This is a genomic window from uncultured Gemella sp. (assembly GCF_963537375.1).
In the GTDB taxonomy this organism is placed as follows: Bacteria; Bacillota; Bacilli; order Staphylococcales; family Gemellaceae; genus Gemella.
In genome coordinates, this window is sequence record NZ_CAUTDQ010000044.1 from 1 (window position 1) to 14,045 (window position 14,045).

A 14,045-nucleotide genomic window follows, 5' to 3' on the forward strand; every position below is an offset into this window, starting at 1 on the left:
AAATACTAAACCAAAATAACTTAATATTTTGTCCAACTTTTTGGGTGCAGTACCCTTTTTTCGGGGGTATTTTTATAGTTATCTAAAATAATCCAGATTAGAATTACAATAAACAGTTTGATATAAGAAAGATGTGTACTTTTTAATTGTTAAGAAAAAAATTCTAAGTAACAAATGTTGATGTTACTTAGAATTTTTTGTTTATTATTTTGCTGAATTCACAACAGCTTTATTATTCTTGTTGTTGTAAGAGATGTAAGTAAGAGTTAAGAATATTATTCCTAAAACAACTAAGATTAATATAGAGTTGTTGTAAATTCCATCAGTTAAACCACCAAGAACAGCGTGACGAACTGCCATGTCACCGTAGTAAACAGGTGTGAAAGGAATTAATCCACTGTATAGAGAAGGTAACATTTCTTTAGGGAATAGTGGTGTAGTTAGAACGAATTGTAAAGCTACAAATCCGATACTAATAGCATTACCAACTTTTCCAAACGTGTATGATAAGAAGTGTGTTATTATCATAAACACGATACCTGAAAGTATTAATCCGAAGAAGTACATTCCGAAGTTTTGTATTCTAAAGTCGAATAATAATTTCATCGCTACAACTTCGATAATTGTAGCTAATACTGCGAATGTAGACATTGATGCAAGTCTTGAAGTGAATAGACTATTTGTTGACTCTCCGTATTCTGCTTTACGAGCTGGGAATAGGATGTTAAATACCGCAGCTGCGATTAGAAGTCCGAATACTAAGAAGAATGGAGCCATTGCGTTTCCGTAGCTAGTTTCTTCTGAGATGTCGCTAATATTAGTTTTGATTGGGTTAGACATCATGTCTACGTTTTTGTCTCCAGTTTTAGCTGCTGATAGTTTATCAGCTCCGCTAGAAAGTTTATCTGCTAATAAACCAGAACCATCTTTAGCTTTATCTAATCCTGCGATTAACTCAGGAGCTTTAGCTTGCATTATTGTAAGAGCACTGTAAAGTTTATCAGATCCAGCTTTTGCAGTGTTAAGTCCGTTAAGTAGTTCAGGAGCTTTAGCCTGCATAGCAGTAAGTCCGCCGTGAAGTTTGTTAGCTCCATCTTTAGCGCTATTAACTCCATTAATTAATTCTGGGGCTTTGGCTTGCATAGCAACAAGTCCGTTAGAAAGTTTTTCAGACCCGTCTTTAGCAGTGTTAACTCCGCCTATTAATTCCGGAGCTTTAGCTTGCATTATTGTAAGAGCACCAGAAAGTTTTTCAGACCCAACTTTAGCGTTGATAAGTCCGTTAAGTAGTTCCGGAGCTTTAGCTTGCATAGCAGCTAAACCGTTAGAAAGTTTTTCAGACCCATCTTTAGCAGTGTTAACCCCGTTAATTAATTCTGGAGCTTTAGCTTGCATAGCAGCAAGTCCATTAGAAAGTTTTTCAGATCCAGCTTTTGCGGCGTTAACTCCGTTAATTAACTCCGGAGCTTTAGCTTGCATAGCAGCAAGTCCGTTAGAAAGCTTTTCAGATCCCTCTTTCGCAGCGTTAATCCCATTGATTAATTCCGGAGCTTTAGCTTGCATAGCAGCTAAACCATTAGAAAGTTTTTCAGCCCCTTCTTTAGCAGCGTTAACTCCATTGATTAATTCCGGAGCTTTAGCTTGCATAGCAGCAAGTCCGTTAGAAAGTTTTTCAGATCCAGCTTTAGCACTGTTAAGTCCGTTAATTAATTCCGGAGCTTTAGCTTTCATATCTGTTAGTCCTTGATATAATTTTTTACCACCATTATCAAGTTCTTTAATACCGATACTTAATTCTGGAAGTTTAGCTTGAAGTTTGTTAAGTCCTGCGTTGATTCTTGCATTTCCATTAACTAAAGCATCGATTCCACCAGCTAATTCCGGAAGTTTTTCATGCATTATGCTGATACCACCACCTAGTTTATCGAATCCTGCTTGTAGTTCAGATCCTTTAGCTGCAAGTGTTCCAACACCTTGTGCTAGTTCACCTGTAGTCATTGATGTAGTTAGAGCACTGACACCGTTAGTATAGTTTGTTACTCCATCTTTAAGTTTTGGAGTCGCACTAGCAAATTGGTTAAGTCCGTTTGCTAAGTCCCCTGTTGTTAGAGAAGATACAGTAGCATCTACTCCGCCTTTATATTGATTGAATCCTGCCATAAGGGTAGGTGTTTTTTCATTCATTATTGTTAGTCCAGCTTTTAATTGACCACTACCAGCAGAAAGTTTACCGACAGCGTCTTTGATGCTAGAAAAACCACTAATTGTTCCTTCAAGTTCAGAAGAAAGTGTATTTACATCGAATTTATCAAGTTGAGTTTGGATGTAGTTTAATCTTCCTACACGATATTTCATGCTTGAATATTTTGAGTTTGCGCTAGATACTGCTGAAGAAAGTTCAGCTTTAATCTGGCTATTGTTGTTGCTGCTATTTTGAACAGTAGTAGTTGGTTGAGCAGCAGGTGCTGGTGTAGCAGCAACATCGTTACGAGCGGCAGCAAGGATACTTGCTTTTTGCTCAGGTGTTAATTGCATTGATGATAATGTTTGCTCCAAGTTTGAAAAATTAGTGGCTGCAGGAGCTGGAGCAGGTGCTGTTGTAGTTGTAGTAGTCGTAGTAGATTGTGTTTCTATACGATCTACGAGAGCTTTTATAGATTCTAATTGAGAACCTAATTCTGCAAAAGCACTATTAAGTGGATTAAAATGAGTTCTATAAGTAAGTTTTAATCCTTTTAGTTTATCTAATGTTGAATTTAGACTAGATTTCTTAGCAGCTAAATCGCTGTCGCTAGGTAAGTTAGCGTTTAATGCGTTTAATCCTGTGTTTAGTTTATCAGCTCCATCTACAAGTTTTGGAGTACTTTCAGAAAGTTTAGCTACTCCATCACCTAATGCAGCTCCACCTGCAGTAAGTCTATTAAGATCATCTTTTTTAGCTGCAAGTCCAGAGTTGATTTGTGAAATACCGTCTGATAATCTATCGATTCCATTGTTTAATGTAGCACTTCCGGCATTTAGTTTTTCTAAATCTTCTTTTTTAGCTAGTAATTTTTCATTAAGTGTAAGAACACCGTTAGTATATTTTAAAAGTCCAGCTTGAAATTCTTTGCTTCCGTTGTATAGAGAATTGAAACCAGAAGTAAGCATAATACTCTTAGCTTTGAATGTATCGAAACCGATAGTAAGTTTATTAGATCCTTCAGTTAGTTCATTTACACCAGAGATTAATGCGTCTTTTTTATCGTTTAATGAACTTAGTCCATCTGATAATCTTCCAGCTCCACTTTGTAATTGAGATACTCCATCACCAAGTTTAGCGCCACCTTCACTAAGACGAGAAAGTCCGTCAGTTAGACGTTTAGAGCCATCAGCAAGTTCGTTAACTCCATTGTTAAGTCTTTGCCCACCTTCACTAAGACGGCTTAATCCAGAGCTTAGACGTTTAGAACCGTCAGCAAGTTCATTAACTCCATTGTTAAGTCTTTGCCCACCTTCACTAAGACGAGAAAGTCCGTCAGTTAGACGTTTAGAACCATTAGCAAGTTCGTTAACTCCGTTGTTAAGTCTTTGTCCACCTTCACTAAGGCGAGAAAGTCCGTCAGTTAGACGTTTAGAACCATTAGCAAGTTCATTAATTCCATTGCCAAGTTTGGCGCCGCCATCGCTAAGGCGAGAAAGTCCGTCAGTTAGACGTTTAGAACCATTAGCAAGTTCATTGATTCCATTACCAAGTTTAGCGCCTCCATCGTTAAGACGAGTTAGTCCATCAGATAGACGTTTAGAACCATCAGCAAGTTCATTAATTCCGTTACCGAGTTTTATTCCACCATCGCTAAGACGATAAAGTCCAGCAGTCAGTCTCCATGATCCTTCGGATAGTTGGTTAATACCGCTGCTAAGTCTTATTCCACCATCGCTAAGACGAGTTAGTCCATTAGAAAGTCGGCCAGAACCGTCAGCAAGTTGGTTAATACCACTGCTAAGTCTTTGCCCACCATCGCTAAGGCGACCAAGCCCATTAGAAAGTCGACCAGAACCATCGGCAAGTTGGTTGATACCACTACCAAGTTTTTGTCCACCTTCACTAAGACGACCAAGTCCGTTGTTCAGTGTATTTGAAGCATCGGCTGCTTTGTGAAGAGATTCACCAATCTCAGAAAACTTACTGTATAAAGTAGCTGTATAAGTTTTTACAACTTGATCCTTAACTGTGTTTGTTAAGTTACTTGCTACAGTTTCCATAATTTTTTCACCATTTTTACTTTTCGTAAAATTGGTAGTAAAGTCGATGTTCATTTTTTCTGGGTTATCGTTTGATAAAGATGTAGCATTTTTAGAAAAGTTCTCTGGAATTGTAACTACCATGTAGTAGTCTCCTTCGCGAAGTTCTTTATCGGCTGTATCTTTATCGACGAATTGCCAATTTACTTTTTTGTTTTCTTTTAGTTTATCGACCATTGAATTCCCGACTTCTAGAGTTTTTCCATTAAAATCTACTTTTTGGTCTAGATTAACAACTCCGACTTTCATGTTTCCGGTGTTGTCATATGGATTCCAAACGGATTTTAGGAAGGTTCCTGAATATAAAACAGGAACTAGAAGAACGGTAGCCATGGTAGCTTTTAAACCTTTGCTCTTTAAAAGGCTACTAAATTCTTTTTTTATCATAATTCCTCCTAAGAATTTCGTTGGCGAAATTCTACTATATTGAATTTGATGATATGATTTCATATCACTTAAAATATTTTACAATCTTATATACTAAAAGTCAAAATATTTTAAAGCAATAGTGAATTAATAATATTTAATATTGAAGTATATTGTGTATAATGGGGATAGAGGTTATAACTATTTAATAAGTATTCTATCCGGGGAAACTCTCCATTATTGAGTTTGTAGCGAATAGTATAATTATTATGTAATCTTATGAAAAAATATATATTAATTAAAATAAATTTGTTGAAATATAATAGAAATAATCCTAATTAATGAAAAAAATAATTCACTAATAAAATGGAAAAATCTGAAGACATTAGACTTGAAATATGAAATTGATAGAGATAATAGCTATAAATATTAAAAAAAACAGCTATCTCTATTTGGTGGATAACTGTCTTTAAATTCATATTATTGTTTAGGCTGTTGCATGAGCAATTTTATGTTCTAATAAATTTTTAAAGCAAATTTGTGCATCTTTTAAGTCTTTTGGATCTGGATGTTTTTTAGATTCTTTAACCATATCTACAAGATCTGGTGTAACTTTGTGAATGAAGTTAGGGTCATGCCAAGTAAGAATTTTGAAAACTATCATAACCTTTGGATCAACCTTACCTTGGCAAACAAATGTCTCATGGATTCTATTGTTTCTTTCTTTCATAAATGCGATGTAATTATTAATAGAATCATCAGCGTGATAATGTTCACGAGGGACACCGCAAGTTAAGAACAAAGCGACATCTTTTCCGTGTATCTCTTGTTGATCTACGAAACGTTGCATATTTTTATTAGCATTTGTTTTATCTGTCCATGCTCCTAAAATATAAAAGTCGTATTCTTTCTCTAGTTTTTTTCGTTGTTTTTTTATGTCGAGTAGATCAACTTCCCCTTGATCTTTTATCTGTTCGTAGATAGCCTCGGCTACTTTCTTAGTATTTTTTGTTTTACTAGAATAAGCAAGTAAAATTTTCATAATTTAGCCTCCTACTTAGGATATGGAAATAACTATCCTGTAAGTTGATTCCGTATTTATTAAATCTATACAATTATTATATCAAAAATAATTATTGATTTAAATAGCTAATTGAAAATCATAATCAATTATGGTTCTGTTTTTAAAAAAATCAAAAAAAATTGAAAACTTAATTTGAGAAAGTACTATTTATAATGAAAAAATAAGAAAAAATTAATTGTTTGTGATAAAATACTTATTAAGAAATATTGTGAGGATGGATATAAATAGTAATGGATAGATTGTTTGAAGTGACAAGTTACGCATCGTTTATAGTGTACCATATAGAAGCGATGGATAAAATCAAAGTTCCCAAAAGTGTGATACGAGAGTATGTTAATCTTCAAAAAGCAGTAAATAATTTTCCGCAAGAGTTGAACTATGTATGTAGTTTTTATGATGGAAAAACAGGAAGTAGTGGGACGTTATTTGAGAACACTATAGAAGGAAAATATATTTTATCTTATACAGGAACGAATTTTTACTTTGATAGACAAAAAGATATGTATGCTGATGTTGTAGGGATTTGTTTAGGACAAGGGGAACATTTAACTCCGTGTTACAGATTTTATACAAGAATGAAGAAAAAATATGGTGATGATATCATACTAACTGGGCATTCTTTAGGTGGAAGTATTGTGCAGCGAGTTGCAATTGAGTACGACGTGAATGAAAGCATAGTTTTCAATGCCGCTCCTATATATTTAATAGGTGGTATAGATATTTTTATGAATAAAGAAGTTGATGGAGAGTTGTACACTACGCGTATGAAGAAATATCTTAGAAATATGAAAAAAATTGCTATTAAGAAAGCTTCTTTTACGGGTTCTGTTAAGAGGGTTGTTTCGGAGTATGATATATTTACGCGTATAGCCGAGTTGCTTTCTATTGGTTATTATGTAGGTGATGAAATTATAGTTAAAGAAGTGGGAATGCACGGAATTAAGAGCTTTTTAGATATATATAAGAAGTCATTCGGAAGTTCTTTTGAGGGTGAAGAAAGTCAAGGCGAGTATTTATCTTCAGAATATAAAGATTTTGGTTTGGCAGAGGTAGGAATATTAAGTAATTTATCTGAGGAACATATAGTAGAGTTAGAAAAACAATTGAATACACTTCTTACTAGTGATACTGTGATCTCTAATTTGAATAAGAATCCATACAATGTTAACTTCGAATTCTTCATAAAAGCCATATTAAAAAATATTGAGAAAGCTAAAGAAAAACAATAATAGATTCCTTGTCTGACGTTTTTGTCAGATGAGGAGTTTTTTTGTATGTGTATAGTGGCAGGTTCATATGTTTTATAGGTTGTTATAAAAACTTTGTGTTTTCTCGTAAGTGATAGAGTGTTAATCGCTTGCTTAAAGTTGTAACTTATTCAAGAAAAATGATATAATATAGATAGCTATATGCATTCTTGCGACTAAGTAAGAATATATAATAATACTTAGTATTAATCTAAGGAGGAAGATGATGGCAGAATATAAAATACTAGTAGTCGATGATGAAGAACCGATTGCTAACATACTAGATTTTAATTTAAAAAAAGAAGGTTATGATGTAATAGTTGCTAATGATGGAGAAAAAGCGGTGGAACTTGCTTTTAGCGAAAATCCTGATTTGATTCTATTAGATTTGATGTTGCCGAAAAAAGATGGAATGGAAGTATGTAGAGAAGTACGTGCTAAAAAGAATATTCCAATTATTATGCTGACAGCAAAAAATAGTGAGATAGATAAGGTTTTAGGATTAGAATTCGGAGCTGATGACTATGTGACTAAACCTTTTTCAACACGTGAACTTATGGCGAGGGTTAAGGTGAACTTACGTCGTGTTACTAAGCAACAAGAAGAAGTTGTAGAAGAGAAGAGTGGTAGTGACCTTGTAATTAAGGATATTGTAATCTATCCAGAAGCTTATGTTATTAAGAAAAATGGAGAAGAAATAGATTTAACACGTAGAGAATTTGACTTGTTCTACTACCTTGCTCAACACCGCGGACAAGTTTTAACGCGTGAGAACTTACTGCAAACAGTATGGGGTTATGACTACTTTGGAGATGTTAGAACGGTTGACGTGACCGTGAGAAGATTACGTGAAAAAGTAGAAGATGATTCATCTCAACCAGAATACATAATGACACGTCGTGGTGTTGGTTACTTTATAGGTGAAGAGTAATGAGTTTTTTCGGTAAGAAATTTAAGAAAAGATTCTTTTCATCAATTCGAACTAAGTTCGTAATAGTATATGTATTGGTCAACATAATATCATTACAACTTATCGGATTGTTCTTTACAACACAATTAAGAAACAGTAATATAAATACATTTGAACAAAATATTATCGAACAAGAAAAAATATTGAATTACCATGTTCGTGAGGAGCTTGATAAGGCTAGTGCAAAGAGTGAAGAAGAGTCGACGGATGCGGAGAATAATTCTAATCAAGATTCCACAAGTAGTAAACGAGATTCAAAAAGTGGAATAGTAAAACTAGTTAGTGAATTTAATATTCAGAAATTACTACTTGTAAATGTTATTGATAATAATTCGAAAATTTTAGCAAGTTCATCAAGAAATGGAAATGATGATTATCTTGCTAAGAGATCGTTTGATCCGCTTGTTAGTCAAGTTATAAAAACGGGTGAGAGCACTAAACAAATTCAGAACAATGCTGATAGCAATAAGCGTGTATGGATTTATGTGAGTCCAGTGAAAAAAGATAATGAAGTTGTTGGTGTAATATCACTTATGGCAGATATAGAAAGTGTTTATCAAGAGGTAAATAGTATTTCGCGAATCTTTATAGTAGGTACTATATTATCGATATTAATTACTACTGTAATAGGGTTTGTCGCTTCTAAAACCGTAACGAGTTCTATTGAAAAAATGAGTTCTCAGGTTAAGAAGATGGCTTTAGGAAATTATGGTACTGTAGTTGGTATAGATGCAGATGATGAAATCGGTGATCTTGCTAAAGTCTTTAACCAGATTTCTAAGAGAATCGAAGAAGAGCAGGCTGTAACGGAGACGGAACGTAGGAAGCTTGCAACTATTATCGAGAGTATGATGGATGGGATTATTACAACTGATAATAATGGTAGAATAATCCTTATAAATACCAGTGCTGAAGATATGTTAGGTGGACGTGATGATGAAATTTTTATCGGAAAAGATGTTCTAAAAATTCTTAATATTACAGAATATGAAAGTATTGAGGAAATACTAGAAGCGGAAGATAGCCTTCTTGTTAACGCGTCTAATGATAATGATGAATTACTTTTACGAGCAGAAATCTCTAAGATAGAAAAAGAAGATAAAGAAGATCTAACTCAGATGTCAACTGAGCTAGAAGGATACATTATCGTTCTTTATGATGTAACAGATCAAGAACGTCAGGAAAAAGAACGTCGTGAATTCGTATCGACCGTATCTCATGAACTTCGTACACCTCTAACGACTATGAATAGCTATATTGAAGCATTAGAAGAAGGTGTATTAGAAGATAAGGAACTGGCTCCTCAGTTTATCGATACTATTCATAAAGAAACTACTCGTATGATAAGAATGGTAAATGAACTTATGCAACTTGGGAAAATGGATATTAAAGAAGAGCATTATGAAAAAGAGTTCATTGATATAAATAAAATGCTTGAGCAGATTACAGATAGATTTGCATTAACACATCCAGAAAAGAACTTTATAAAGCATATTTCTAAAACGCCGATATTTGTCGAAGGAGATCAAGATAAACTTACACAGGTGTTTGATAATATTGTTAATAATGCTATAAAATATTCTCCAAACGGTAAGAATATTACCATAAGAGTTAGACAGAATTACCATCATAATAGAGTTAGTATTTCTATAAAAGATGAAGGGGTAGGAATACCTTTAGTTCACATTGATAAAATTTTTAATAGATTTTATAGAGTTGATAAAAGTAGACAAAGAAGTATGGGTGGAACTGGTTTAGGGTTAGCTCTAGCTAAGACTATAGTAGAAGCTCATAAAGGACGTATTTGGGCGCAAAGTAGAGAAGGTTATGGAAGTATAATTTTTGTAACACTACCTTGTGAACAAATAGATGATGAATGGTTATAGAGGTGAGTAATATGAGAAATAGAAAAAAGGAAACTGTAAAATCAGTTATTTTAGGTATACTTGTTTTACTAAGTTTAACTTTATCTTATCTTATTATTACTTATCAACCAGATTACGAAATTTTTACGAAAAGATCTACTCAGAAAACAGTTGATTCAAATAAAAATGATCTTCTGAACTTCCTTATTCCAGATAGCGTGGTGAAAAACCAAGAAGGAACTAGGGAAGAAGCTATAATTCAAAATACAATAACAAAAGTAGCTAGCGTAGAAGGAGTCAAAGATAAAAAAGTATTAAAAGAGTTATTGTCTCTTCTTTCAGATAGTGAGAGTACGGAATCAAGGGTTAGAAACCGTAACATAGAAGATATTACGACTAATAACGTTGAAAAAATATTGATAAATTATCAGGTTACTTTGGACTCGGCACTACTTAAACCGTTATTCTTTTCTGAAGACAATTCAAATGTAAGTTTAGAATTTGATACTATAGTTTTATTGAAAGATAGACCTAATATGATTTATCTATATAAGAAAGATGATAAAAACTATCTTCAAATTACTTTAAAACAAGATATATATGAAAAAATAAATAGTAAATTCAATGAGAAAAAGCAAAATTATGCCAAATATAGTTTAAATAATAAATTTATATATCTAAAAGAAGGCGATGAAGATAATGTTATTGATGAATATAGTGCTGAAGATGTTAGTTTAAATAAATTGGCGAGAGATATTTTTGAGAAAAAAGATAATCTTAGAATCAGTAATGAAGATGAAGTGACTGATGGTTATGGAATATTAAGATCTATAAATAATAGATTAGTATATACAAATCCATCTAATGAAGGTGGACGTGAAGTAGGAGCTACTATTGCTATAAATAATACTATTAGTTTCTTAGAGTTAGGTTATGTAGGGGATACTAATTACCAACTAACAACAGCTTTAGACGGAATTAGTATTTTCCAAGAAGCGTACAAGGACTCTATAGCTTTTAGTAAAGATGGTTTTGCTGATATAATATCAGAGGATAATAGTAGTGGAATATATAAACTGACATCACCGAAAAAATTAACTAAGACTTACCTTTCATCGAAAGAAGCGGAGTTATATTCTGTAGAAAAAACAGAGTACGTAATAAACTATCTTTACGAGAGGGTTAATCTAAAAGAAATTGGTGATATAGTTTTAGGTTATGATAAAACTTATAATAAAGACAGAAACAGTTTCAGTTATACACCTGCATGGTATGTGAAGTATAATGACAGATATATGAGTTTCAAAAAAATAAAAGAAAAAATAGACAAGGGAGAGAGACTATGAATTGGGGCAAGATGAAAACATTATTTATTTATCTATTTGTCGCTTTAAATGCAGTCTTATTAACTTTTTATGTCTATACAGTTCAAAAGAATAAAACTGAAATAGTTCAAGAAAAAGAAATAATAGAACGATCTATGAAAAATGACAATATAACTGTCGAAGAAAACGCCACAAAACGTGATAATCTAGGTTATGTTAATGTAACTATTTCAGATTTGAAAGATTATAAAAAAGAAGATAATGGATTGAAGATTGAAGTTGAAAATGTAGATAAAACATCAACTCTAAAGGTTAGTTCAGAAAATGCTATAACTAATGTTAACAAAGGTAGTTATAGAGCTGAATTAGACTCATTTTTACTTGAAAAATTGAAGTTGAGTGCAAATTATGTATTCTCTAGTTATAATTCTAATAAAAATGAGGTTATTTATGAACAGCAGATTGATAGTTTCAGAGTATTTTCAAATAAAAATGCTAGAATAGTTTTTGAAGTTGAAAGTAATGGAGACATCAAGCGATTTACTCTAACAGGAGTTTCTAATATAAGAAAAGATAAAAATGAAACCTTAGTTACATCTAATCAAGCTATAAACAGGTTGTACCATGAAGACTTGATTCCAAAAAATTGTAGAGTTCGTACAACCCTAGGATATTATACTTATATTTCTCAGACAGAAAATCAAGTATTAATACCGACTTGGAATGTTGAAATAAGTGATAAGGATGGACAGGTAAGCAACTATTATGTAGATGCTATAAACCTAAACATCTTAAATAGAAAAGGTCGCAGTTCATAAACAAATATAAAAAAAGCTATCTATCGCAATAGAGCGACAGATAGCTTTTACTATTATGTATATTAGTCTGCTAGGTAAGAACGTAACATCCATACATTTTTTTCTAATTGAGTTTTTAGTCCTAATGCTAGGTCAGAAGTACCTTGATCTCCTTCATCTTCAGCTACACTCATAAGGTGAGTTAAGTCGTTGATTAATAATTCGAAGTCGTGGAATACAGCTGCAACCATTTCTTTAGTTGTTTCTTTTTCAGTTGCTTCTTTGATTGTTGCGATTTCTAAAGCACCTTTAAGTGTAGAAACTGGGCGTCCTCCGATTGCTAATAATCTTTCGGCAACTTCATCTAAAGATTCAGTTGTATAGTTGTAATAGTTTTCAAATACTTCGTGTAGTGTGTAAAAGCTACGTCCAGTTACATACCAGTGGAAGCTGTGTAATTTTGTGTATAATACTGTTAAGTTTGCTACAAGTTTGTTTAATTCTGTTGTACGTGTCATTATAAATTCTCTCCTTTAGTTTGTATTTTATGCTTAAATTATAGCACCATGAATACGTAATGTAAAGTTTGGAGTCTTATAATAGTTATTGAGAATTATTATCTAAAATAAATGTTGATATGACAATGTTTTCCAAGGTGAAAAAATATAAACGATAATCATTATCGATATATATTTTTAATCTCATAGAGCAAAAAGTTGAAATTGGGGAGGTGAATTGTTAAAATTAAATAGAAAGGAGTGCTTTTAATGGCGAAGTTATGTATATTTTTAATAAAATTGTATAGAAGGTATATATCTCGTTATACAAAACCGACATGTAGATTTTCACCGACTTGTTCGAGTTATGCAATGGAAAGTTATAAGAGATTTGGCTTTTTTCTTGGAACATACCTAACTATAAAGAGACTTTTGAAATGTCACCCTTTCTATAAGGGAGAGTATTTTGATAATGTTCCTTTATTTAAAAGAGAAATATTTAAATTTAATAGAAAAAAATAAAATAAAGAGGTAGCTGAAACCAGCTGCCTCTTTATTGGGCGAAATTGTTAATTTTGGATAAAAATTTGGAATGTTGATTGATCTGTTGAAAAATAAATAAGGGGTTGTTTCAACAATATAACAATTAAAATATTATTTAATTAGAGTATTCGTAGATAAATCCTCATAATTATCCACAAATATTAATTTATATTGCAAAAGTGAGGTAAATCCTCATAATTATCCACATATGCAAGAGGTAATGTTATTTATCAATGCTATTTCCAGCATCTAACCATGCGGCAATTCCGCCCGGGAATCTATAGACATTTTTATATCCAGCTTCTTTTGCTAATACTGCTCCGACATGGCTTCTTTCACAAGCAACAAAACCACAATAGATAACAATTTTTTTATCTTTATCAGTACCTAAAGTTTTTAAGAATGCTTCTTTTTCTTCTGGTTTTAAATCTTTCATTTCTTTAGGTAAGCCAGCATTTACAGCACCTTTGATTTTTGTTTTTTCGAAGCGATCCGAAGGAATAGTGTTGATTAAAATCATATCTTCTTTGTTATCGATAGATTTTTTCAATTCATCAGCATTTATTAAGTTATAATCCCCAGTTTTTGTAGCTTTAACAAGTTTGATAGATGCTTTTTCCACTTCGTTTTCTTTACCATCTTTTGCAGAACGGTTAAGACCATCGCCGCTACTGCAACCTACTAAAGATACAGAAAGTAATATGCTTGACAAAGCTAAAGTTATTTTATTTCTTTTCATAAATTTAATCTTCCCTTAATTTTCACTTTTATTATAACATAAAAAATGTTTAGTATAAACAAATTATATAATAAAATTTAATTATATTAAAATAAACGATAATTGTTATTGTAGTGTTATTTATATGTAAACTAAAAAATATACAACAGAATATATAAAAATTAATAAAAAATTAATGTGTTTATTAATTTGGTTTATAGAAGATATAGATGGTTTTATTTATATTTTTTGTGTAAAAAATAACTCTATTACTAGCTAGTAGTAACAGAGTTATCAGGCTGTTGACAAATAGGTCAACAGCCTGTTTTTTAACTGAAATAAAATCCTT

At 32.3% G+C, this 14,045-nt stretch carries 10 protein-coding genes; 6 read left to right on the forward strand and 4 right to left on the reverse strand.

The features are described from left to right. Window positions 1–204: 204 nt before the first annotated feature. Window positions 205–4,671, reverse strand: a complete 4,467-nt coding sequence (locus RYK99_RS07775; RefSeq protein WP_314991556.1) for a YhgE/Pip domain-containing protein — start codon at window positions 4,669–4,671, stop codon at window positions 205–207. 466 nt (window positions 4,672–5,137) lie between these two features. Beyond that, on the reverse strand, window positions 5,138–5,692 hold the full coding sequence (locus RYK99_RS07780) for a flavodoxin family protein (protein WP_314991558.1): 555 nt from the start codon (window positions 5,690–5,692) through the stop codon (window positions 5,138–5,140). Window positions 5,693–5,964: 272 nt separating this feature from the next. Between RYK99_RS07780 and RYK99_RS07785 the strand changes: the two genes are divergently transcribed. The 5 genes from RYK99_RS07785 (at window position 5,965) to yycI (ending at window position 11,959) form a co-directional block, all read left to right on the forward strand. Then, window positions 5,965–6,963: a hypothetical protein gene (locus RYK99_RS07785; RefSeq protein ID WP_314991560.1), complete on the forward strand. Its 999-nt coding sequence runs from the start codon at window positions 5,965–5,967 to the stop codon at window positions 6,961–6,963. 244 nt (window positions 6,964–7,207) lie between these two features. Next, window positions 7,208–7,912 carry a response regulator YycF gene (yycF, locus tag RYK99_RS07790; RefSeq protein ID WP_003147481.1) on the forward strand — a complete coding sequence of 235 codons (705 nt, stop codon included), beginning with the start codon at window positions 7,208–7,210 and terminating at the stop codon, window positions 7,910–7,912. Beyond that, window positions 7,912–9,837, forward strand: a complete 1,926-nt coding sequence (locus RYK99_RS07795) for an ATP-binding protein (RefSeq protein WP_314991562.1) — start codon at window positions 7,912–7,914, stop codon at window positions 9,835–9,837. Before yycF ends, RYK99_RS07795 begins: the two co-directional genes overlap by 1 nt. 11 nt (window positions 9,838–9,848) lie before the next feature. Continuing rightward, window positions 9,849–11,162: a two-component system activity regulator YycH gene (gene yycH, locus RYK99_RS07800; RefSeq protein WP_314991565.1), complete on the forward strand. Its 1,314-nt coding sequence runs from the start codon at window positions 9,849–9,851 to the stop codon at window positions 11,160–11,162. Further along, window positions 11,159–11,959 (forward strand): two-component system regulatory protein YycI, encoded by an 801-nt coding sequence (yycI, locus tag RYK99_RS07805; RefSeq protein WP_314991567.1) that lies wholly within the window; start codon window positions 11,159–11,161, stop codon window positions 11,957–11,959. The genes yycH and yycI overlap by 4 nt, the downstream gene beginning before the upstream one ends. A gap of 62 nt (window positions 11,960–12,021) precedes the next feature. Here the strand turns inward: yycI and RYK99_RS07810 are convergent, their stop codons facing one another. After that, a complete protein-coding gene (locus tag RYK99_RS07810; RefSeq protein ID WP_314991569.1) occupies window positions 12,022–12,456 on the reverse strand; it encodes a DNA starvation/stationary phase protection protein in 435 nt (144 codons plus the stop codon). A gap of 249 nt (window positions 12,457–12,705) precedes the next feature. On the opposite strand from RYK99_RS07810, the gene yidD reads away from it, so the two are divergent. Next, on the forward strand, window positions 12,706–12,957 hold the full coding sequence (gene yidD, locus RYK99_RS07815; protein ID WP_314991571.1) for a membrane protein insertion efficiency factor YidD: 252 nt from the start codon (window positions 12,706–12,708) through the stop codon (window positions 12,955–12,957). Window positions 12,958–13,201: 244 nt separating this feature from the next. Here yidD and RYK99_RS07820 read toward each other — a convergent pair whose 3' ends face one another. Next, on the reverse strand, window positions 13,202–13,717 hold the full coding sequence (locus tag RYK99_RS07820) for a rhodanese-like domain-containing protein (protein WP_314991573.1): 516 nt from the start codon (window positions 13,715–13,717) through the stop codon (window positions 13,202–13,204). Window positions 13,718–14,045: the final 328 nt, after the last annotated feature.